Source organism: Thermodesulfobium sp. 4217-1, assembly GCF_039822205.1.
Taxonomy (GTDB): Bacteria; Thermodesulfobiota; Thermodesulfobiia; order Thermodesulfobiales; family Thermodesulfobiaceae; genus Thermodesulfobium.
This window is the reverse complement of sequence record NZ_JBAGBW010000019.1, coordinates 1-19,359: the sequence shown is the minus strand read 5'-3', so window position 1 is coordinate 19,359 and position 19,359 is coordinate 1. Positions and strand designations below refer to the sequence as shown.

Below are 19,359 nucleotides of genomic sequence, written 5' to 3'. Positions count from 1 at the left end.
GAAAAATGAAATATATAAAAATATTGTGTATATTTGTTTCTTTGCTTTTTGTAATATCTTTTGGAAATAGGTCTTATGCAGACGTAAACCGAATCATATCTGTGCTGGATTCTACTCCACCACAGTCTTTTGTATTGCAAATTTCAGGGTATAAGATAAACGGCACATTTCAAGCCTGGGCTACTCAAGACAAGGTCAGAATTGATGGGCCATTCATAATCGGAGATGGAAGTGCAGTAATAAATGTCGCCGATAATCAGTACTTTTTCAACTCTCATCTTCTTCACATAGCATATTTGATGTCAAAAGAAGACCTTGAAAAATACGCCGACAGAACGTTTAACTATCTATTCTTCCCCACAGAAGGCAGCCAAATTGCATCATCAGCCACACCAGACGGCACCGACACCCTTAGCGTAGGACCATGTCACGTATATACATTTAGCAGAGAAAATTTAAATTTTACCGTTTGGGTAGAGGACTATACTTCATGGATAAGAAAGATATACATACAATCTCCAAAGGGCGACACGACTGTTTTAATTACTGATATTTCTGTCGGGAAAGAAATTCCATCATCCACATTCAAGATTCCTTCATGGACCTATACCATAAACGGTGTGCCAAAATAAAACCCAGGGCGTTATGCCCTGGGCTCTAAATAAAAATTATCTAATTATAATCTTGCCGACTTTTTTAAATATATCCAATCTGTTCTGCCAATCGTTTAGAACATCTCTGTTATATGGCTGAACCAGAGATGCGCTTTCATCAAGAGTCCTGTCATTTCTAAAGTTTTGCCAGTACCACAGAGTGGCCCCCTCAATCTCAAACAGCATCTTCGTTAAGACCTCAATATCGTGAAATTTTGGGAAAATCGTAGTACGAAGCTCATACGATGAAGGAGTATTTTTTTCTAATAGATAACGAATGGTTACCCTTGATTTTTCACCATCGCCTCCAACCAGATCGTATTTCTCAAAGGGCAGCTTGTAGTCGACAGCCCACAGATCCACCAGGCCTCTTCTGTCCCAATCGAAAACCTTCTCTGGAAATGAGCCGTTTGTATCGATTTTAATCAAAAAACCCATTTCCCTAACTTTTTCGATAAAGCCTTCCAATTCCTTACTGTGAAGGAGTGGCTCTCCGCCAGAGATAACCACCCCGTCTATCTTATTATTTCTTTTTTCGAGAAAGTTAAAAAATTCATCAACATTTACATCCCCTAAGCCTTCTTCGCTCTTGAAATAGGGCAAAACGAGTTCAAAGTTATGGCAATATGGACATCGAAAATTACAGCCCTCAGTAAAAAGAACAGTAGAAAGCTTGTCAGGATAATCTATAAAAGAAAGCTTTATCCAGCCCTTAAACAAGATCTACCTTACAACCAATCTGTTAATTGAGTTCTTGTTAATATCGTATTCCACTCTGTTTTTAAATTCTTCTTTCTTGCCCTTGTTCCACATTCTTACAGGTCTATAATATCCGACTACTCTTGAATATACCTCTGTTTCTTTGTTACACTCTGGGCACGTAAAATGTTCGCCTGCTATGTAGCCGTGTGTAGGACATATAGAAAAAGTAGGGGTAAGCGTGATATATGGGAAGGAATAATTTTCAAATGCCTTTTTTACAAACTGCTTAGCAGCCTCAGGCGCTGGAGATTCTGGCAAAAAGGCATGAATAACCGTGCCGCCTGTGTAGAGCCTTTGTAACTCCTCCTGATGATCCATTACTTCAAAAGGATCTTCTGTATAGCCTACTGGCAAATGAGTCGAATTTGTATAATATGGCTCGCTCTCTCCTGACGCAATGATATCTGGATATCTCTTCTTATCATGCTTTGCAAGCCTATAAGACGTTCCCTCTGCAGGAGTAGCCTCCAGATTGTAGAGGTTGCCAGTCTCCTCCTGATAATCAGACAGTCTGTTTCTCATGTGCTGCAATACTTTGATAGCAAAGCTCTTTCCTTGTTCGGTAGAGATAGATACGCCTAAAAAGTTTAGACAGGCTTCGTTCATCCCTACCAGACCTATTGTCGAGAAGTGGTTTGAAAATGAGCCCAAATATCTCTTTGTATATGGCAGCAAACCGTTTTTAAGGTTTCTTTCTACCACTTTTCTCTTGATTTCCAGAGATGTCTTTGCAAGATTCATCACTTTATCAAGTCTTGCGAAAAATTCCCCTTCGCTCTTAGAGAGATACCCAATCCTTGGCAAATTAATAGTTACCACGCCTATAGAACCAGTCTTATCTCCAGATCCGAAGAGTCCGCCGCACCTTTTTCTGAGCTCTTTGAGATCCAGCTGAAGTCTGCAACACATACTTCTGATGTCGGAAGGTTTCAAATCAGAATTTATAAAGTTTTGGAAATATGGAACGCCATATCGCGCTGCTAAATCGAACAAAAGGTTCGCATTCTCGCTTTCCCACGGAAAATCATTTGTAATGTTATATGTAGGAATAGGGAATGAAAATATTCTGCCATCATAGTCCCCTTCTAACATTACTTCTATATATGCTCTATTTATCATATCCATTTCTTTTTTACATTCGCCGTATGTGCCATACTCTGGACAATCTTTTCCACCTATCAGCACAGGCCTGTCCATCATATCTTCTGGCACAGTCCAATCAAAGGTAAAATTGATAAATGGAGGCTGAGATCCCCATCTGGAAGGTACATTCATCGCAAAAACCATTTGTTGAATTATCTGTTTCACGTTCTTATAGTCCAAACCATCTGCTTTCACGAATGGTGCAAGATAGGTGTCTACAGAGTTGAATGCCTGTGCGCCTGCAAATTCCATCTGCATTGTGCCCAAGAAGTTAACCATTTGTCCGGTAAGAGCCGAGAGATGTTTTGCAGGGCCTGCTGCGACCTTACCAGGAACGCCGCCAAAGCCTTCCCTTAATAGATCCTCCAGAGACCAGCCTGCGCAATAAGCTGTAATGCCATACGAAAGGTCGTGAATGTGCATATCAGCGCTTACATGGGCATCCTTTACCTCATCAGGATAGATACGATTCAAAGTGTAGTGAGCCATAACCGATCCCGCAGCGTGAAGAACCAGCCCTGGATAAGAATATGTGGTATTGGAGTTCTCATTCGTTCTCCAATCTTCCTGATGAAGATAATCCTGGATTATGTGCTCTATGTCCACTGCACAAGAAAGATTTTCTCTTGCTTCTTGTCTCTTCCTTCTATAAAGGATGTAGGCCTTTGCAACTTTTGCAAAGCCATTCTCTATCAAGACTTCTTCCACTACGTCTTGAATTCTTTCAATATCTACTACATCTTGATCTTTGTACTGACGATAAAGTTTTTTCGAGACCCTTACGGTCAAGTCTCTTTCTGCCCCAAGGTGCTCCCCTACAGCTTTAAACGCCTTTGAAATAGCCCTCTCAATCCTGAAAATATCAAAGGGCACTACCCTGCCATCCCTCTTTTTTACAAAATCGGGAGAAAATATAACAGTCTCATCAGAATTGGTATCTATCTCTTTTTTAGAACCCTCTTCGTAAACCTCATGTGTAGTAAATCTCTTTCCGCAAGAGAGACACTCTCTTTTTCTCCTTATAACTCCGCTATCCTCTACAAAGCGGGTATCAATAACCTTAGAATCATTTGAATCACAATAAGGACATTTCATCTTCCTACCCCTTCTTCCTTAAAAATTATATAATTAGAGAAACAATAAACTATATATAGTTTATTTACTTCAAAATTACTATATATAGTTTACAATAAATTTTTCGTTTTGGCCAAAATTATTACATAAGAGATGCTTATATCAATTATTACAATAAATTATATAGATTACAAAAAATTCACTTTTTCTAAAATTTCTAATATAATAAGGTTATAAGCATGTTGATTTAACTATTAAATTGGGTTTAGAGAAATACCAAATAAATAAGTGGAGGTTTTTAAATGTGGGCTGAACGAATGGCAAAAAGAACAAATTTGTTAGAAAGCTCTGTCATAAGAGAGCTCTTGAAGCTTACCGCCAAAAAGGAAATGATATCCTTTGCAGGTGGCTTGCCGGGTCCAGAAACATTTCCAGTCAATGAATTTAAAGAGGCATCAGACAAGGTTCTTAGAGATAGTGGCACACAGGCTCTCCAATATACTATTACTGAGGGGTATCCGCCTTTACGAGAATTTATCGCATCATATCTTTCAAAAAAGGGCATAAAGTGCAGCGCAAAAAATATTCTTCTTACAAACGGGTCCCAACAAGCCCTTGATCTTATAGCGAAGATCATGTGTGACCCTGACGACTACATACTCCTGGAAGAGCCATCATATCTTGGTGCTATACAAGCATTTACGGCTTACGAAACCAAATTCGCAACTATTCCAATAGACAAAAACGGCACTGTAACAGATTTACTAGAAGAGAAAATAAAAAAATATAATCCTAAGTTTATCTATCTTTTACCAAACTTTCATAACCCAGCAGGGATAACGATGTCTCTCGAAAGAAGGAAAAAGGTAATAGAGATTGCGAACAAAACAGGTTCGTTGATAATAGAAGACGATCCTTACGGCGATCTCAGATACACAGGAGAGAGCCTTAGCCCGATAAAAGCGTTAGATGTAAACGATAACGTCATATATCTGGGCACTTTTTCGAAAATCCTATCCCCTGGCGTAAGAATTGGTTGGATAGTAGCACCAGATAATATAATGATAAAGTTAGTGGAGGCAAAGCAAGGAGCAGATCTTTGCTCCAGTCCATTTATTCACATGGTAGTAAATGAGCTTTGCAAGAACAACATACTCGAAACTCAACTGCCAAAGATAAAAAAGATTTACGGAGAGAGATGCAAATTGATGTTAGATTCTATTGAAAAATATTTTCCATCAGGATCTGATTGGACCAAGCCAGAGGGCGGACTATTTATCTGGGTACAGTTGCAGGATAAGTATAATACAAAAGAATTGTTTAACAAGGCTATTGAAAAAAATGTAGCATACGTACCGGGATTTTGTTTTTACGCCAATGGCGGAGGAGAAAGCACGATGAGGCTGAACTTCTCCAATGCACAAAATGATATGATCGAAGTAGGCATAAAGCGCTTGTCAGAAATTTTCTAACTAAAAAATACACACCCTCAAAACAACTTTGAGGGTGTGCTTAGATTTTCACATCGAAAAAAACTTTTACTTCTTACTTTAAAGCTTTCTCCAGTATATTTAAGCCCTTTTCAAGCTCTTCATTAGAAATAATTAGAGGAGGTGCGATTCTCAAGGTATTTGCCCCAAGCATATTTACGAAAAGGCCCAATTCCACTGCCTTGGCGAAAACATCATCAGTTTTCTTTACTGGATCAATCCCCCAAAGAAGTCCCATGCCCCTATAATCTTTTAGCAAGCCTTCCTTCATCCACTTGTCGAAAACGTCATCTGCCAACTTGCCCAGCTTGCTAACGTGCTCTACTATATTGTCTCTTTCCATTATTTCTAAGACCTTTAGCGCCACAGAACAAATTAGTGGAGAGCCCCCAAATGTAGTGGCATGGTGTCCAAATTTCAAGTAAGATGCCACACTGTCCTTTGCAAGCATCGCTCCAATAGGAACGCCCGTACCCAATCCCTTTGCAAGGCTGACTATGTCAGGGGTAACGTCATAGTGCTCATAGCAAAACATCTTGCCAGTTCTGGCCATTCCTGCCTGCACTTCATCTAAAATCAGCAAGGTGTCATTTTGATCGCATATTTCTCTGACTCTTTTCACGAATTTTTTTGGCAGTACGAAAACTCCCATACCCTCTACAGGCATCGTTTCTATTATTACTGCAGCCAGATTCTTCTCCTTCTCTAAAATCTTTAAGAACTTATCAAGATCGTCCATAGGACCGAAAACTACACCAGGTACAAGAGGCTTAAACGGTTCTTGATATTTCTTCTGACCAGTTACAGAAAGAGCTCCAAAAGTTCTACCGTGAAATGCTCCTTCAAATGCAAGAAATTTATTTCTGTCAGGATTGCCCTTAGAAAAATGATATGCCCTTGCCAGTTTCAATGCGCCCTCATTCGCCTCTGCTCCAGAATTACAGAAAAATACCTTGCCCAGACCAGATAGGTCTACCAATTTCTTTGCAAGCAGGATCTGATTTGGATGATAGAAAAGGTTGCTCGCATGAATCAAAGTATGAGCTTGCTTATGGAGAACCTCTGCAATCTCTGGATGAGAGTGTCCAAGTGAACATACAGATATTCCGCCTATAAAATCCATATATTTCCTGTCCTCAATATCTTTTAAGTACACTCCATCGCCGCTGGCTAAGACTACAGGATATCTCTTGTAAGTTTGAAAATGAACATTATGTTCCAATTCCATCCACTCATTAGCTTTCATAATACACTCCTTTGCGCTATTTATCTTAATAATTATACAATAAAGTCAGATATAGTCTAATTTCTTTGATATTGTGAATATGTAGTAAAATAAATATCATCAAGTATAGCAATAAATAGGAGGGTATTATGTGTTTAGCAGTGCCTATGAAGGTTACGTCGATAGAAAATGATATGGCTACAGCAGACTATATGGGGACAGAAACGCGTGCTTGCACAGCATTTTTGCCAGGGGTGAAAGTAGGTGATTATATCCTGGTGCATGCAGGTTTTGCTATGGATGTCCTTGATGAAGAGTCAGCTCTCGAAGCCCTTAAATTGTGGAAAGAGCTCGAAGACCTTTCCTTTGATAAAACAGAGCCAAAACTAGTCGAGGAAAAAAGCATTGAATTGGCTTGAAGAATTTAAATCACCGCAATTATCCCAAAAAATACTTGCACAGATAAAAGAATATGATTTGCCATATACATTTATGGAGGTCTGCGGAACCCATACGGTAAGTATCCTCAGATCGGGCGTTCGATCCCTTCTCCCGAAAAATATAAAGCACATTTCAGGGCCAGGATGTCCTGTCTGTGTGACATCACAAGGAGATTGCGATCTTGCAGTGGAGGCCGCTTCAATTCCAAATATATGTATTACAACTTTTGGCGATATGCTCAAGGTGCCAGGCTCAAAATCAAATTTAGCCCAGGCAAGGTCTGAGGGCAAGCACATTGAGATTATTTATGGGCCTCTTGATGCCTTAAAATGTGCTGCTGAACATCCAGAAATTCAGGTTATATTTCTTGGAATAGGTTTTGAAACCACAGCGCCCACAGTAGCAGCTACAGTAAAGAAGGCAAAAGAGCAAAATATCGATAATTTCAGCGTTCTTTCATTTCACAAAATTGTCCCTCCCGCTCTAAACGCACTTTTATCCACCAACCCAAAAATTGACGGCTTTATTTATCCTGGTCACGTAAGCACCGTGATAGGTATAGAACCTTATAGAGATGTTCTTAGAAAATTTAATAAGGGCGGAGTAATTGCTGGCTTTGAACCGGTAGATATACTGTCTGCTATCTTAGAGCTTTTAAAAATGAAACAGGCCAATCAGCCGAGCGTGATAAACAACTACAGTAGAGCTGTCAGGGATGAAGGAAATCCAAATGCCTTGAAGTTCATAAATGAAGTGTTTGCCGCCGAAGACGCCGAGTGGAGAGGCATGGGAACCATACCAGAGAGCGGTCTTGGGTTCAGGGATGAATATAAAAGATTTTGTGCCAAAACAAAATTTAATCTCAAAAGCAAGAAAAGCGTGGATCCCCCAGGCTGCAAATGCGGAGAGGTTTTACAGGGATTGATAGAGCCATATCAGTGCCCGCTTTTTGGTAAAGCCTGCACCCCTATAAAGCCAGTAGGCCCATGTATGGTTTCTAGTGAAGGCTCGTGCGCAGCTCACTACAAGTATGGAAAAATGTAAACTTAGAATACTCATCATAACAATACACCTTAATTAGGAGGAATTTAATGTCAGATATAATAACTCTTGCACATGGAGCGGGAGGCAGGCTCACTTCAGAATTAATTGAAAATGTTTTCTCGGTTTATCTTGAAAAGCCATTAAAATTTGACGATGCGGCAGTTTTAGATTTTTCAGGAAAGGAAAACGAGCTTACCTTATGTACAGACGTTCACCTGGTAAATCCTATTTTCTTCCCTGGGGGGAATCTATCACTGCTTGCTATATACGGAACGGTAAACGACCTTATTGCTATGGGCTCCAAACCCCTTTACCTGACACTTGGCTGGATAATAGAAGAGGGCGTGGAAATTAGCACAGTAAAAAAGCTTTCAGATGAAATAAAAAGAGCCGCAGATGAATGTAATATAAAGGTCGTCGCAGGAGATACTAAGGTAGTCCCAAAGGGACAAGGCGACGGCGTATATCTTAGCGTAGCAGGAGTGGGTCAGAAAAAAACAGAGTTAAATATCAATTCAAGAAACATCAGAGAAGATGACGTTCTTATAATCACTGGAACCATTGCCGATCACGGCTGTGCGATTTTGCTGGCTAGAGAAGAATTCCCACTAAAGTCGAATATAGAAAGTGATTGCGCCTGTCTTGATAAGCTTATTTTGCCAGCAGTAGAAAGATTTCAAAACGATATACACGCAATGAGAGACCCCACAAGAGGCGGTCTCTCTACGGTTCTAAATGAATTTGCCTCATCCTCAAAAATATGCATTGAAATAGACGAGGCAAACGTTCCAATAAAAGATGAAATATTTGGACTCCTTGATCCCTTGGGGCTCGATCCCTTTACTATGACCTGTGAAGGAAAGATGCTCATCGCATGCGCCCCAAACGTTGCGCAAGATTTATTAGACATGCTAAGAGTCCATCCCCTTGGGAAAGATGCCATGATAATAGGTCGTGCCAGCTCCCAGGTGCCAGGAAGAGTCATTCTAAATACAAAGATAGGCGGCAAGAGATTTTTAGATATGCCAATAGGTGAAAACCTACCAAGAATATGCTAAAATCTGCCGCTAAAGTCGCTTCCTTCAATTTGGGAGATATAATACTCAAATAGGTGCTGCTTCGACCCCTTTGAAGTCTTTACCACTCCCAGGGTTTTCTTTGCAATGTTCAAGAGGTCGTCAATGCTCTCGGCTACCAGCACTCCTGCCGATCTGAAGGCCTCTATCTTGCTCTGGACGCTGCCCATCTTTCCATAAACAATTGCTCCCGCATGGCCCATTCTCTTGCCCTCAGGAGCGCTTGCGCCAGAGATAAAGGCGACCACAGGCTTCGTCATCTCTCTGATAAAATCGCAGGCGTCTTCTTCGTCAGTGCCGCCAATCTCTCCAACGAGAAACACCATCTCTGTCTGGGTGTCCCTTTCGAAAAGCATAAGCACATCTTTAAATGTAGTGCCTATGATAGGGTCTCCGCCTATCCCAACTACTGTAGATTGGCCAATTCCATTGGAGGTAAGCATATGTGAAATTTCATAAGTAAGAGTTCCAGACCTTGAAATGATCCCTACAGAACCTGGCATAAATGCATTCGCAGGCATAATCCCAGCCTTACAAACGCCCGGTGTTATTATCCCAGGACAATTTGGACCTATCAGTCTTACATCTTTTTTTGTTTTTAAAAAGCTATACACGTCTGCCATATCGTGCAGGCTTACACCTTCTGTGATACATATTATCAGCTTTATTTTTGCAAATATAGCCTCAAATATAGCATCCTGACAGGCAAAGGGCGGCACAAATATCACGCTAACGTTTGCACCGGTTTCGTTGACTGCCTCTTCGACTGAATTATATATTGGCACTTTATCTAAGAATAAGGTTCCTCCCTTTTTCGGAGTAACCCCAGCTACTACTCTGCTTGGATAATTTAACATCTGTTCTGCGTGAAAAGAACCCTCTCTCCCCGTGATGCCCTGCACAAGAATCTTACTTCTTTTATCTAAAAGAATGCTCAATTTTACACCTCCAATAACCTTTTATTATTTAGCCAAGTCGACTATCTTTTTTGCGCCATCTCTTAGAGATGATACTATCTCATATTTTCCATGAAGCAGCTCTAATCCCTCGTCAGCCTTGGTCCCAGAAAGCCTGACTACTACTGGAAGATTCAATTTGTACTCTTCTTCGAATTCCAGCAGACCCTTTGCTACCTCATCAGCCCTCGTAATCCCGCCAAATACGTTTATCAGAATACCCTTTAATTTCTTTTGTTCTACTAAAAACTTTAGCGCGCTTTTCACCCTTTCAGACTTTGCACCGCCGCCAATGTCCAAGAAATTGGCACACTTTCCGCCCGCTCTGGTTACAGAGTCGATAGTGGCGAGCACCAACCCTGCTCCATTTCCTAAAATTCCTATATCTCCATCCAATGACACATATGAAAAGCCCAATTTCTTCGCCTCTATTTCGGACTTTTCAAGGAAGGCCTCAAATTCAGGGTGCTTATACATTGCATTGTCGTCAAATTCTACTTTGGCATCCGCGCACACCACTTCTTTATTTTTTGTAATGACGAGCGGATTTATTTCAAGCATTACAAGATCTTTTTCAACAAAGATTTTGTATGCCTCTTTTACAAATTTATTTAATACGCTATATAACTCAAAATCCTTTATTAGATTCCTTAGCATAAAGTCCTTTATGCCTATAATCGGGTCAACCTTTACCTTAGTAATGGCATCAGGTTTTGTTTCGGCAAGCTGTTCTATGTCGACTCCGCCATCTTCACAAAAAACGAGCATAAACCTCCTGGAAGGCCTATAAAAAATTACGCTGAAATACAGCTCTCTTTCTATATCTATAAGCTCTTCTACGAGAACCTTTTCTACTTTTTCTCCTTTGATCTCCATAGAAAAGAGCTTTTCAAAATTGCTCTTCAGATCCTTTGAGTCCTTTACTTTTAGGACTCCCCCAGCCTTTCCTCTGCCTCCAACCTTCACCTGTGCCTTTAGCACACATGGCAGACTTAGCTTTGGGATCATTTGGTTCATATTTTCTTTGTCAACAAGTACGCCTTTTGGAACGTTTACAAATTGACCCAATATACTTTTAGCCTGATATTCAAAAAGTCTCATAAATTCACCCCTTAAAATACAAATTCTATAGAGCCTTGCGACTCCAAGATCTCCTTGCCCAACTTTTTGCCTACATTGAAAGCACTTTTGTTCAGCTCTGTGGTAGCCTTTGGCACTCTATGCAATATAGCTTTTAACAATATTTCTTCGCCGACCAAAGGGTACACCACTGAAATAGCTCCAAGAGCGGCTATATTTGATGCCAGCTCTTTGCCAATCTTGTCTCTAACTGTCTTTGAAATAGGAGCGCTGAAATATATGATGTTTTCATCCTTTTCTGGAATTTCCACGTAAGTAGAATCAAACAGCACTACCGATCCCTTTTTTACATCAGCCTTATACTTATCGAATGCCTTCTGAGACATAGCAAGCAAAAAGTCAGCTAAATAAACCTTTGGGTAATCTATCTCGGTATCAGAAACAATGCAGTCTGCCTTACTCGCTCCCCCTCTTGATTCAGGTCCATACGATTGGCTCTGCAAGACTCTGTGTCCATCGTAGAGGGCGGCCTCAGCATATATGATAGCTGCAAGTATCAGGCCCTGACCCCCAGTTCCAGCAAATCTTAATTCCTTTGTCACTGGGCACCTCCTCTAAATTTCATTATGCGCTCTCTAACCACTTCGTTTAGCTCAACGTCTTCTTTTTCTTTTATCAGCTCGCCTATCACAATCTTTCCTTGCAATTCATCGCTTCCCATATTCTGGGCTACTTTAAATGGCACAGAGATGTCTTTCATATATTGAAGCATTGACGCAGGATCAGGGAATTTGTTCCTTCTCCCATAATTAACTGGACACTGTGTAAAGGTTTCTACAAAGGAAAAGCCGTGATGCTTTATGGCGTTCGCATAAAGCTCTGTCATAAGAGAGGCATGGTATGCAGTAGCTCTGGCTACATAAGTCGCCCCTGCGCCTATTGCAAGATTACAAAAATCAAATGCCCTTGCAAAGTTCCCGTATGGCGTAGTGGTAGACAGCCTGGACTGAGGAGTAGTAGGTGAGCTCTGCCCGCCCGTCATACCGTAAATCTGATTATTTAAAACAATTGCAGTTATATCTATATTTCTTCTGCAGGCGTGTATGAAGTGGTTTCCGCCAATAGCCAGGGCATCTCCATCGCCCATTATCACGATAACCTTCACGTCATCTCTCAGCAGTCTTAGTCCCGTTGCGAATGCCAGAGCCCTTCCGTGAGTGGTGTGAACGGTACTAAAGTCTAAATATCCTACCGCTCTTGATGCACAACCAATGCCAGAGAGTATGACTGTCTTATCTTTATCAATCTTCACCCTATCAAAAGCTCTAAGCAGCGCACCAAGGGCAATGCCGTGTCCGCAGCCCGGGCACCACATATGAGGCAACCTGTCCATTCTTAGATATTTGTTGGTAAGCTCTCCTATCACTTTGAGATCACCTCACTTACAGTATTGTGTATAGCATCAGGGGTGATAAGCTCTCCCTTTATGCCTCGAAGCAATGTGATTTGGCAGCTATCACCGACCGATCTCTCAACCTCGTGCACCATCTGGCCCATGCTCATCTCTGCCACAACTATATTTTTGACCTTCTTTGACAATTCCCTAACTCTCTTCGATGGAAATGGCCATACTGTAATAGGCCTGAAAAAACCAACCTTAACGTTATTTTTTCTGAGTTCTCTCACAGCGCGCAGGCTCGATCTGGCAACAGAACCATAAGAAATCACTATCACGTCAGCATCTTCCGTGTATCTTTCGTCATAAGAAGACATCTCGTCTTCAACTGCGTCTATCTTATTGTGCAGTCTTCTAATCAAATCTCCTGTTTTTTCAGGATCTTCCACAGGAAAGCCCATTTCATCGTGGACCAAGCCTGTAACGTTAAACCTATAGCCTGTTCCAAGAGGAGGCAATTTTGCTCCCTTATCTCTATCAACTTTATAAGGACGAAAAGTCCCTTTTTCCTCTGAAAATGAGCCTCTATCAGGGACTTCAAGAATATTCTCGACATTGTCAATGTCTATGCCCTCTCTCATATGCGCCACAACTTCATCAAGGAGCAGCACTACCACCGATGAGATTCTCTCAGACCAATAAAATGCCCTTATGGCCTCAGTAAAGCACTCTTCAACGGAAAATGGAGCAAAGGAGACCATAGGGTGATCGCCATGCGTCCCCCACCTTACTTGCATATAATCAGATTGAGATGGCGCAGTAGCTATACCCGTGCTAGGCCCCATTCTCTGAACATCTACAATTATCAATGGCACCTCAGCCATAATCGCGTAGCCAATATTTTCCTGCATTAAAGAAAATCCAGGTCCGCTGGTGGCGCTCATAGATCTAAATCCCGCAAGGGATGCCCCAATACAGGCAGCTATGGAAGATATCTCATCCTCCATCTGAATAAAAGCCCCGCCGACCTTTGGCAAATCCCTTGAACACATCTCAGCTATCTCTGTAGATGGGGTAATAGGATATCCTGCAAAAAATTTTAAGCCTGCTTTAAATGCACCGTAAACAACTGCCTCGTTTCCCTGAACAAGTTTTGCGCTCATTTTTTTTCACCTTTTTCAACGAGTTCTATAGCAAAATCTGGGCATCTCATCTCGCACTGATAACACTTTATACATTTTTCGGGATCAGTTACTCTGCACTTTCTCTGCTCATCGAATTCCAGAATGTTGGCTGGACAAAATTCTATACATATACCGCACCCCTTACAAAAAGCCCTGTTTACCACAGGTTCTAGATGAGAACTTTGTGACATAACTTCCCCTTTCAAACAAAATAATATTTTGTATTCTTATAAATAAATTATATCTTAAATTATATTACTAAAAATACTATTAAGATATCGATATATCTTATGCTATCGATAAAAAAACTTTTATATCTATTATATTAAGTGATTTAGACTATTTACATCTCAAACGAAATGTCGCCATGTTTTTTTATGTAATTTACAATTCCTCCGTCATCTATTATTGATTGGATTCTGATATCAAGAGGCGGAAATTTCAGCTGGTAGCTGTCTCTTTTCTCTCTTAAAACGCCCTTTTCGAGATCTATCGTGATGTCATCCCCATCAAAAATCTTTTCTGTGTCCACTATGATAACAGGCAGGCCTATATTGATAGCATTTCTGAAGAATATTCTGGCAAAAGATTTGGCTACCACCGCCTTTACACCGCTCATTTTTAGCACTATTGGCGCGTGTTCCCTTGAGGAACCTATGCCAAAATTGCTGCCGCCTACGAGTATTACGCCGCTTTTTGCCTTCTCGTGAAAGTTTTCTACTACGTCTTCAAGGGCATGTTCAGATAGCTTTTCTAAATCTGATCTTAGATGAAAATATCTTCCTGGAATGATATGGTCGGTAGATATGTTGTCTGAAACTTTTATGACTCTCCCTGAAATGGCCAATTTTCAATCCTCCTAAAATAAATTTGTTCTCGGCAACTAAATGTCAAATTCTCTTGGATCGGTAATATATCCTGTAATCGCAGAAGCCGCCGCTGTAAGAGGCGAAGAAAGATATATATATGAATCAGGATTACCCATCCTGCCATGGAAATTTCTATTTGACGTGGCAAGAGCTACTTCGTTGTCTCCCAGGATCCCTTCATGAACGCCTACACAAGGACCGCATCCTGGCGCCATTACGCTCGCTCCAGAGTTTACCAAAGTTTCAATAATGCCTTCTTTAAGAGCATCCAGATATACCTTCTTCGATGCAGGAACCACTATCAGCCTTACGCCCTTTGCGACGCTCTTTCCCTTCAATATCTTCGCAGCCATCCTCAGATCCTCAAGTCTGCCATTCGTGCAAGAGCCCAGAAAGACCTGATTAAGCTTTATATCTTTCAGATTCTTCGCTCTCCTTGCGGTGTGCACGTAATGGGGGACGCTGACCATTGGCTCAATCTCATCAAGTTTGAATTCCAGTCTATCGACGTATTCTGCATCCAGATCAGGCTTTAGTTCTTTAAAGTCTTCAAATCGGTTATTCTTGTCCAGAAATTCTCTTGTAACCTCATCAGATGGAAATATCCCGACCTTTGCGCCGCACTCAATTGCCATATTGGATATGGTCAGCCTATCATAGATTGGAATGTTTTCTATATCCCCTCCGAATTCCAGCGCTTGATAGCTGGCGCCGTTTGACCCAAAGTGCTTTACGACAGATATAATAATATCTTTTCCTGTAATATATGGAGCCATCTTCCCGGTTAGGTTTATGAATATGCTTTCAGGAATCCTAAACCAGTTCTTCCCAAGACCCATAGAAACAGCTATATCGGTAGAGCCCATGCCTGTGGCAAAGGCGCCAAGAGCACCGCCTGTGCAGGTGTGAGAGTCTGCCCCCACAACTATGTCGCAAGGCCTCACCAGAGATTCTATCGCGATCTGATGACATACGCCCTGACCCACATCGTAAAGCTTGCAGCCCAGCTTAGACGACATGCTTCTTAGATAAACGTGGTCGTTTGAAAGCTCTTTTCGTGGAGAGGGAGCAGCATGATCTAAAAATATAGCGGTATTTTCGGGAAATGCCAGGCTATCCTTCTCAAGCTTTTCAAACTGTCTAAAAGATAGGGGACCCGTGCCATCCTGAACGTAAACAAGATCGACAGGTACAATTATCATCATTCCAGGACTTACATCACTTTCAGTCTTCATCTCAAAGATCTTCTGAACCATTGTTTTGGCCAAAGCTCTCACGTCCTTTCATTTTCTATTAACCAAATTATAAAATATATTTGCATATATTACTAATAAAATTATTAAAATAATAAGAGTATAATTTTAGTAAACTTTGTTTAGAAAGGAATTACAATGTCTAAAGCCAAAATGCTATCAGATCTATTAAAAGCAAAAGAAATTCTGGTAATGCCAGGCGCATACGATTGTCTGTCTGCAAAGATGGTGGAGCTTGCAGGATTTAAGGCTGTTCAGATGTCTGGATATGGATTCAGTGCCAGTCTATTAGGAAAGCCCGACATAGGACTTTTAGGCTTCGATGAAGTTTTGCGTCATACTCACAACATCTGCAATGCAGTAAATATACCCGTAATGGCTGATGGCGATACTGGCTATGGAAACTCGCTAAATGTCATCCGAACAGTTCAAGAATTTGAACAGGCAGGCGCAGCAGGAATAAACCTTGAAGATCAGGTATGGCCCAAGAGATGCGGTCATATGGATGGCAAAGAGGTAATATCTGCTGAGGAAATGGCGAAAAAGATAGAGGCAGCAGTCTGGGCGAAAAAAGATAAGAATTTCGTGATAAACGCAAGGACTGATTCAAGGCAGAAATATGGACCGCAAGAAGCTATTAGAAGAGCCAAGCTCTATTGGGAGGCAGGCGCAGATCTGATATTCCTGGAGGCCCCAGAGTCTTTAGAAGAGCTAAAGATGTATGCAAGCGAGCTCGTCCCAAAGGGCATAAGAATAAGCGCGAACATGCTCGACGGCGGTAAGACTCCTCTGCTTACCTTCAAGGAGCTCGAAGACCTGGGATTTTCAAGAGTAAGCGTTCCTGTAATGACCATATACACCGTTGCAAAAGCACTATATGACAACCTAAATCAGCTGTATAAAGACGGCACAAATAAAAATCTTCAGGACAAGATCTTTCCATTTAAAGAGTTTAATAAATTGATAGAACTCCCTGAAATTCGAGATTTGGAAAAGAAATTCCTGCCAGAAAAATAAACAATAATAAAGTTGACCGCTAAATGGACGCCCATAAAGCTTGCGCTAAGTTTAGCGGCCAACATAGATTTTGATTCTTATATCTCGTCCACTATCTTGTTTAGAGTCGAGCTCGGACGCATTAGCTTTTTCGCAATATCCTCATCTGGCCTATAATAGCCTTTTATGTCAGCCTTCTGACCCTGAACGCTGAGCATCTCTTCCTTTATTAAAGGTTCATTTTTGCTGAGCTTATCGCTAACTGCCGTAAACTTTTCCTTTATCTGAGCGTCTTCTGCTTGAGATGATAGCGCATTTGACCAGTGTTTAACGAAATAGAAATGTTCGCCTCTGTTATCAAGCTCTCCTACTTTTCTTGATGGCCACTCTCTATTGGCAAGCACCTCTGATATTGCCTTCTCGCAGGATTCTGCCAATATGGAAGCCCTTTTGTGATTATATTTGTCAGCTATGAACTTCAGGCTTTGAGAAAGGGCTACGAATTCTGCAATGGAGTCCCATCTCAAATGATTTTGCTCGAGAAATTGCTCTACATGCTTTGGGGCGCTGCCTCCAGCACCAGTCTCGAACATACGCCCGCCTGAGAGAAGGGGCACTATAGAGAATACCTTTGCGCTCGTGCCGACTTCCAATATTGGAAATAGATCGGACAGATAATCTCTCAATATGTTGCCAGTAATTGCGATCATATCCTTCCCCTTACGGATATTCTCTACTGTAGCCTTCATAGCGTTCTCAGGAGACATTATCTTTATATCCAGACCAGTAAGATCGTAATCTTTCAGGTATTCTCTAACCTTCTTGATCTCTTCTGCATCGTGAGGTCTGTTTTCATCCAGCCAGAATATTGCAGGAAGATTATTTTTCTTTACCTCTTCTACTGCAATCTGAACCCAATTTCTGACGGCAACATCCTTTACCTGGCACCCTCTCCAGATGTCGCCCTTTTCTACCGAGTGCTGCATAAGAATTTTCCCGCCTTCAGCATCTACCACCCTGACAACTCCATCATCGGGCGCTATAAAAGTCTTGTCATGAGATCCGTATTCTTCAGCCTTCATAGCGATCAGACCAATGTCTATGACAGTTCCCATTTTCGCCCTGTCAAAAGCGCCGTTTTTCTTGCAATCTTCTACTATTTTGGCATACATAGTAGCGTATGACCTATCAGGAATGACTATCTTTACATCGTGAGGCAGACCATCTGGTCCCCAGGCCTTTCCGCCGTCTCTGATTATGGTAGGTATTGACGCATCTATAAGCACAAGGTTTGGCATATGAAGGTTTGTGACTCCTTTGTTCGAGTCGACCATATATAGACCTGGATTCTTTTCATAAACGGCTTCTATGTCCTTTTTTATCTCAGCTTTCTTATCGTCAGGCAATTTTTCCAACTTTGCGAATAGATCGTTTAGGCCGCTGTTTGGATTAACTCCTATCTCATTGAGAGCACCTTGATGCCTTGCGAAGATATCCTTAAAATATGCCCTGATAGCATAGCCAAATAATACTGGATCGGACACCTTCATCATAGTGGCCTTGAGGTGCAATGACCACAAAATATCCTCTTTCTTTGCATCACTTATCTGATTCTCATAGAAATCAGACAAAGCCTTTACGCTCATAAATGAGCCGTCAAATATCTCGCCATCTAAAAGATCCAGCTCTCTAAAGACGGTAACGCTGCCCTTCTGGTCTACGAACTCTATCCTTACCCTGGCAGCATTTGAAAGAGTAATAGACTTCTCGTTTCCGTAAAAATCTCCCTCTGTCATATATGAGACGTGAGTCTTCGATGAGCTATCGTATTCTTTTAAAGGAAGTCCCATCAACTGCGGAAACTTCCTGGCAGTTTCTTTTATAGACCTTGGGACCGCGCGAATATTGTTCCCCTGCCTTAATACAGGATTTACAGCGCTGCCCAATGCCCTGGAATATCTCTCTCTTATCTGCTCATCCTGATCTGATTTTGGATCATCTGGATAATCAGGCAGATTGTATCCTTTTGCCTGCAATTCCTTTATGGCGACCTTCAGTTGCGGAAGAGAAGCGCTTATATTTGGCAGCTTTATGAGAATGGTATCTGGCTGGTTTACAAGTTCACCAAGAATAGAGAGATCATCAGAGACCCTTTGATCTTCGGTTAGAAAGTCAGAAAAATTGGCCAATATCCTTGACGAAAGAGAGATATCCTTTATATCTATCTCGATATCTGACATGTCAAAAAATTTCTTTACTATCGGTAGCAAGGAAAAGGTGGCAAGATATGGCGCCTCATCTACAATAGTCCAAATTACCTTCACTCTATCTTTCATAGCAATCTTCCCTTCAAATTTATTTTCTATCACAAAATATTATAAACTTATTTAGCGGTTGGAATAGATTGAATTTTGGTTATTGATTTGGTTCATTTAATGAAAATCGGATTTTCTATCCTTGTGAGGAATATCAGCAAAATCTATTGCAACGTTACTTATAGATATCCTTGAAATAATCGGATATACAAATGTAATTAAGGGTGGCAAACAATAAACTATTACAATTACGATAAAAGCTATATAAATCAAGTTAAAAAATTCAATTTGAAAACCAAACCTAATCATAAGAATAAGTGCTATTAGAAATAATAAAATAATACCTACAAGTAAACGATTCAAAACTAAAAAGCTTTTTTTAATTTCATTTCTGTGCTCTAT

The 19,359-nt window shown here is 41.0% G+C and carries 19 protein-coding genes; 6 read left to right on the top strand and 13 right to left on the bottom strand.

The genetic code is table 11. The annotated features are described in order from the left end of the window. Positions 1-5: 5 nt before the first annotated feature. A complete protein-coding gene (locus tag V4762_RS07620) occupies positions 6-632 on the top strand; it encodes a hypothetical protein (RefSeq protein ID WP_347315192.1) in 627 nt (208 codons plus the stop codon). A 36-nt stretch (positions 633-668) separates the two neighbouring features. On the opposite strand, the gene V4762_RS07615 is transcribed toward V4762_RS07620, so the two are convergent. Next, positions 669-1,373 carry an anaerobic ribonucleoside-triphosphate reductase activating protein gene (locus V4762_RS07615; RefSeq protein ID WP_347315191.1) on the bottom strand — a complete coding sequence of 235 codons (705 nt, stop codon included), beginning with the start codon at positions 1,371-1,373 and terminating at the stop codon, positions 669-671. 3 nt (positions 1,374-1,376) lie between these two features. Continuing rightward, positions 1,377-3,653 carry a ribonucleoside triphosphate reductase gene (locus V4762_RS07610; RefSeq protein ID WP_347315190.1) on the bottom strand — a complete coding sequence of 759 codons (2,277 nt, stop codon included), beginning with the start codon at positions 3,651-3,653 and terminating at the stop codon, positions 1,377-1,379. 281 nt (positions 3,654-3,934) lie between these two features. Between V4762_RS07610 and V4762_RS07605 the strand changes: the two genes are divergently transcribed. Beyond that, positions 3,935-5,104, top strand: coding sequence for an aminotransferase-like domain-containing protein (locus V4762_RS07605; protein WP_347315189.1), 1,170 nt, complete (start codon positions 3,935-3,937; stop codon positions 5,102-5,104). 73 nt (positions 5,105-5,177) lie between these two features. On the opposite strand, the gene V4762_RS07600 is transcribed toward V4762_RS07605, so the two are convergent. Further along, positions 5,178-6,368: an aspartate aminotransferase family protein gene (locus V4762_RS07600; RefSeq protein ID WP_347315188.1), complete on the bottom strand. Its 1,191-nt coding sequence runs from the start codon at positions 6,366-6,368 to the stop codon at positions 5,178-5,180. 128 nt (positions 6,369-6,496) lie between these two features. Here V4762_RS07600 and V4762_RS07595 point away from each other — a divergent pair, with 128 nt between their 5' ends. The 3 genes from V4762_RS07595 to hypE are packed head-to-tail and all read left to right on the top strand — an operon-like array spanning position 6,497 to position 8,890. Continuing rightward, positions 6,497-6,766 (top strand): HypC/HybG/HupF family hydrogenase formation chaperone, encoded by a 270-nt coding sequence (locus V4762_RS07595; RefSeq protein ID WP_347315187.1) that lies wholly within the window; start codon positions 6,497-6,499, stop codon positions 6,764-6,766. Further along, positions 6,753-7,832, top strand: coding sequence for a hydrogenase formation protein HypD (gene hypD / locus V4762_RS07590; protein ID WP_347315186.1), 1,080 nt, complete (start codon positions 6,753-6,755; stop codon positions 7,830-7,832). The genes V4762_RS07595 and hypD overlap by 14 nt, the downstream gene beginning before the upstream one ends. A gap of 47 nt (positions 7,833-7,879) precedes the next feature. Further along, the gene (hypE, locus tag V4762_RS07585) at positions 7,880-8,890 is read left to right on the top strand and encodes a hydrogenase expression/formation protein HypE (protein WP_347315185.1); all 1,011 of its coding nucleotides are present in this window, start codon (positions 7,880-7,882) and stop codon (positions 8,888-8,890) included. Here the strand turns inward: hypE and sucD are convergent. The 8 genes from sucD to V4762_RS07545 all read right to left on the bottom strand — a co-directional run bounded on the left by sucD (position 8,887) and on the right by V4762_RS07545 (position 15,661). Continuing rightward, positions 8,887-9,846, bottom strand: a complete 960-nt coding sequence (sucD, locus tag V4762_RS07580; RefSeq protein ID WP_347315184.1) for a succinate--CoA ligase subunit alpha — start codon at positions 9,844-9,846, stop codon at positions 8,887-8,889. The two genes, hypE and sucD, sit on opposite strands and share 4 nt — an antisense overlap. 24 nt (positions 9,847-9,870) lie before the next feature. Beyond that, positions 9,871-10,965: an ADP-forming succinate--CoA ligase subunit beta gene (gene sucC, locus V4762_RS07575; protein WP_347315183.1), complete on the bottom strand. Its 1,095-nt coding sequence runs from the start codon at positions 10,963-10,965 to the stop codon at positions 9,871-9,873. 11 nt (positions 10,966-10,976) lie between these two features. Continuing rightward, entirely contained in the window at positions 10,977-11,546 is a 570-nt protein-coding gene (locus V4762_RS07570; RefSeq protein WP_347315182.1) for a 2-oxoacid:acceptor oxidoreductase family protein, read from the bottom strand. Beyond that, positions 11,543-12,337 (bottom strand): thiamine pyrophosphate-dependent enzyme, encoded by a 795-nt coding sequence (locus V4762_RS07565; protein WP_458646948.1) that lies wholly within the window; start codon positions 12,335-12,337, stop codon positions 11,543-11,545. The genes V4762_RS07570 and V4762_RS07565 overlap by 4 nt, the downstream gene beginning before the upstream one ends. A gap of 29 nt (positions 12,338-12,366) precedes the next feature. Then, the gene (locus tag V4762_RS07560; RefSeq protein WP_347315180.1) at positions 12,367-13,503 is read right to left on the bottom strand and encodes a 2-oxoacid:acceptor oxidoreductase subunit alpha; all 1,137 of its coding nucleotides are present in this window, start codon (positions 13,501-13,503) and stop codon (positions 12,367-12,369) included. Further along, a complete protein-coding gene (locus V4762_RS07555; RefSeq protein WP_347315179.1) occupies positions 13,500-13,715 on the bottom strand; it encodes a 4Fe-4S dicluster domain-containing protein in 216 nt (71 codons plus the stop codon). Before V4762_RS07555 ends, V4762_RS07560 begins: the two co-directional genes overlap by 4 nt. A 152-nt stretch (positions 13,716-13,867) precedes the next feature. Then, entirely contained in the window at positions 13,868-14,371 is a 504-nt protein-coding gene (locus tag V4762_RS07550; RefSeq protein WP_347315178.1) for a LeuD/DmdB family oxidoreductase small subunit, read from the bottom strand. Positions 14,372-14,407: 36 nt separating this feature from the next. After that, entirely contained in the window at positions 14,408-15,661 is a 1,254-nt protein-coding gene (locus tag V4762_RS07545) for a 3-isopropylmalate dehydratase large subunit (RefSeq protein WP_347315177.1), read from the bottom strand. Positions 15,662-15,784: 123 nt separating this feature from the next. Here V4762_RS07545 and V4762_RS07540 point away from each other — a divergent pair, with 123 nt between their 5' ends. Then, complete coding sequence (locus V4762_RS07540; RefSeq protein WP_347315176.1) at positions 15,785-16,663, top strand: isocitrate lyase/PEP mutase family protein; 879 nt, start codon at positions 15,785-15,787, stop codon at positions 16,661-16,663. A gap of 77 nt (positions 16,664-16,740) precedes the next feature. Here V4762_RS07540 and V4762_RS07535 read toward each other — a convergent pair whose 3' ends face one another. Next, entirely contained in the window at positions 16,741-18,978 is a 2,238-nt protein-coding gene (locus V4762_RS07535; protein WP_347315175.1) for an NADP-dependent isocitrate dehydrogenase, read from the bottom strand. Positions 18,979-19,074: 96 nt separating this feature from the next. Further along, the coding region (locus V4762_RS07530) for a hypothetical protein (protein WP_347315174.1) at positions 19,075-19,359 on the bottom strand (285 nt) is incomplete at its 5' end.

What these genes read in the sequence shown, in the direction of transcription:
- V4762_RS07620 (WP_347315192.1), top strand. Translation starts at nt 6, where the DNA reads ATGAAATATATAAAAATATTGTGTATATTTGTTTCTTTGCTTTTTGTA.
- V4762_RS07610 (WP_347315190.1), bottom strand. Translation starts at nt 3,653, where the DNA reads ATGAAATGTCCTTATTGTGATTCAAATGATTCTAAGGTTATTGATACC.
- V4762_RS07605 (WP_347315189.1), top strand. Translation starts at nt 3,935, where the DNA reads ATGTGGGCTGAACGAATGGCAAAAAGAACAAATTTGTTAGAAAGCTCT.
- V4762_RS07600 (WP_347315188.1), bottom strand. Translation starts at nt 6,368, where the DNA reads ATGAAAGCTAATGAGTGGATGGAATTGGAACATAATGTTCATTTTCAA.
- V4762_RS07595 (WP_347315187.1), top strand. Translation starts at nt 6,497, where the DNA reads ATGTGTTTAGCAGTGCCTATGAAGGTTACGTCGATAGAAAATGATATG.
- hypE (WP_347315185.1), top strand. Translation starts at nt 7,880, where the DNA reads ATGTCAGATATAATAACTCTTGCACATGGAGCGGGAGGCAGGCTCACT.
- sucC (WP_347315183.1), bottom strand. Translation starts at nt 10,965, where the DNA reads ATGAGACTTTTTGAATATCAGGCTAAAAGTATATTGGGTCAATTTGTA.
- V4762_RS07565 (WP_458646948.1), bottom strand. Translation starts at nt 12,337, where the DNA reads ATGGACAGGTTGCCTCATATGTGGTGCCCGGGCTGCGGACACGGCATT.
- V4762_RS07560 (WP_347315180.1), bottom strand. Translation starts at nt 13,503, where the DNA reads ATGAGCGCAAAACTTGTTCAGGGAAACGAGGCAGTTGTTTACGGTGCA.
- V4762_RS07555 (WP_347315179.1), bottom strand. Translation starts at nt 13,715, where the DNA reads ATGTCACAAAGTTCTCATCTAGAACCTGTGGTAAACAGGGCTTTTTGT.
- V4762_RS07540 (WP_347315176.1), top strand. Translation starts at nt 15,785, where the DNA reads ATGTCTAAAGCCAAAATGCTATCAGATCTATTAAAAGCAAAAGAAATT.
- V4762_RS07535 (WP_347315175.1), bottom strand. Translation starts at nt 18,978, where the DNA reads ATGAAAGATAGAGTGAAGGTAATTTGGACTATTGTAGATGAGGCGCCA.